Below are 1,740 nucleotides of genomic sequence, written 5' to 3'. Positions count from 1 at the left end.
TTGCACCTGATTCCCTCTTCACCACTATCTACGAATGCAGAAAGTGGCACCAAAACAGTTGACAAAGGTAGGATAAATTTCAAAACTAATCCTAATTAATATGAATTAATTTAGAAGAATAATTCGCATCAGGTACAGGTAGGATAGAAAGCGGGTCATTTTACCTGGTTTCCGTTTGCCAGCTTAAACTTAACAACCTTCCTTTCCGGAAGGACAATCAACTCTCCTGTCTTCGGATTTCTTGACTTGCGTTCCTTCATTGTCTTTACCTGAAATGACCCGAAACCTTGTATGGTGATATTGTTCCCTCCGGACAATACTTCTATAATAGTTTCCAATACCGGGTTTAAGCTGTCGGCTATATATTTTTGGGATACCCCGGCTTTCCTGGCGGCCAGGGTTGTCAGTTGCTTCTTATTCATTCGGTTTTATTTGTTTTTGTATACGGCCCCTTTTTCTTCTCTGTTCCGGGATGCTTACAAAGATAAAGATTAATTTCACCTGTATCTTTTTTGTATGGGCTTATTATGTATTTCCACCCGTCCGTCTTCTATAATGCTTTTGATACCCTTATACAGGGGAAGCTCTTCCACTCCCGCTATTTTCAACGCGTTGAGAGTCATTTGGGCTTCCAGCAGCTCCAGGTATTCTTTCTCCGGTAAGCTTACCAGTTTATCTATTTCCGATTTTTTCTTTGCCATAGTAATCATTAAAATAAGCGTGCTTTCCTGTCAGGAAAGACAGGAAAGCACCGGTCTAACAATATTCACATCTTATCATTTGCATCCGAAATCCGCCGGAGTTTCCCCCCATAAATCATTTTTCCAGTGCAATACATCAATCTTATCTACTTCTGCAGAAAACACTTTCAAAAAGACCCCGGCTTTCTCCAGTTCCGTATTTCTCTTCCCTGATGCCGTTCTTTTGTTGTTAAACCAGGTTATAGCCGTAATGCTGTCTGTGTAAATAACCCTGGGATGGAAATCATTTTCGATGATATATTTTACAGCCGCAACCACACCCAGGAACTCGCCTATATTCACCGTTTGGTTACCTAAATCCTCCAGGAAGATTTGCCTGCCGGTACTAAGGTCGATTCCCCGGTAACGGGTCAGTTTGTTTTTTGTGGAATGGGCCGCGTCTGTAGCTATTCCATTCGATGGACGTTTCATTTCCGTTGGTTTTTATTCGACTTCGGTACTAAAAATCCATCGGCTTCCATCTGTTTAATAAGCGCTATCCCCTCCTCCTTAAATTCAGCAAGCACTGAATCCGGCTCCTCTATGTCAACGCGGGAAGCTAATATATCGAGAACTCCCTCCAGGGTACGGCTTGAATCCGATTTGCCATGCTTCGGGTCAAAGTAGACCGTCTTGTTGCCGAATGTGACTTTCAGCCTGTAGATGGCTTTCGGTACGGTCACTTTTTCTATCCGGGCTTTAAATTGCCTGGGCCGGGCCGATACGACAACGTATCCATTGCCCCGGTGCATCGCTTTAAGTTCCACATCGTATAAGATATTGGGTATGATTGTTCCTTTTAAATCCCCTGATAATACACAGATCTTTTTTCCAAATGTCGAGTTCTCCCGGACTCCCTTCAGTTTCTTTGTTTTGGAATGCCGGGATACAAATCCGATAAGTTCCCCCGTCTTTTCCGATTCCGCAAATTTGATTTGCGAGGTTTCAATTGCCATACTTCTTAATTACCTCATATGAAATCTATTGCAATCAGTTAATA

The 1,740-nt window shown here is 42.5% G+C and carries 4 protein-coding genes; all 4 read right to left on the bottom strand.

From position 1 onward, the window contains the following. Positions 1-155: 155 nt before the first annotated feature. A complete protein-coding gene (locus ACFO6W_RS26340) occupies positions 156-422 on the bottom strand; it encodes an HU family DNA-binding protein (protein WP_380002153.1) in 267 nt (88 codons plus the stop codon). 75 nt (positions 423-497) lie between these two features. Then, positions 498-701 (bottom strand): hypothetical protein, encoded by a 204-nt coding sequence (locus tag ACFO6W_RS26335; protein WP_380002151.1) that lies wholly within the window; start codon positions 699-701, stop codon positions 498-500. 75 nt (positions 702-776) lie between these two features. Then, positions 777-1,172 (bottom strand): ribonuclease H family protein, encoded by a 396-nt coding sequence (locus ACFO6W_RS26330; RefSeq protein ID WP_380002149.1) that lies wholly within the window; start codon positions 1,170-1,172, stop codon positions 777-779. Continuing rightward, positions 1,169-1,696 (bottom strand): hypothetical protein, encoded by a 528-nt coding sequence (locus tag ACFO6W_RS26325; RefSeq protein WP_380002147.1) that lies wholly within the window; start codon positions 1,694-1,696, stop codon positions 1,169-1,171. Before ACFO6W_RS26325 ends, ACFO6W_RS26330 begins: the two co-directional genes overlap by 4 nt. Positions 1,697-1,740 lie beyond the last annotated feature (44 nt).

The organism is Dysgonomonas termitidis (assembly GCF_042654545.1).
In the GTDB taxonomy this organism is placed as follows: Bacteria; Bacteroidota; Bacteroidia; order Bacteroidales; family Dysgonomonadaceae; genus Dysgonomonas; species Dysgonomonas termitidis.
Note: the sequence above shows the minus strand (reverse complement) of the source record. Positions and strands in the feature narration are given on the sequence as shown.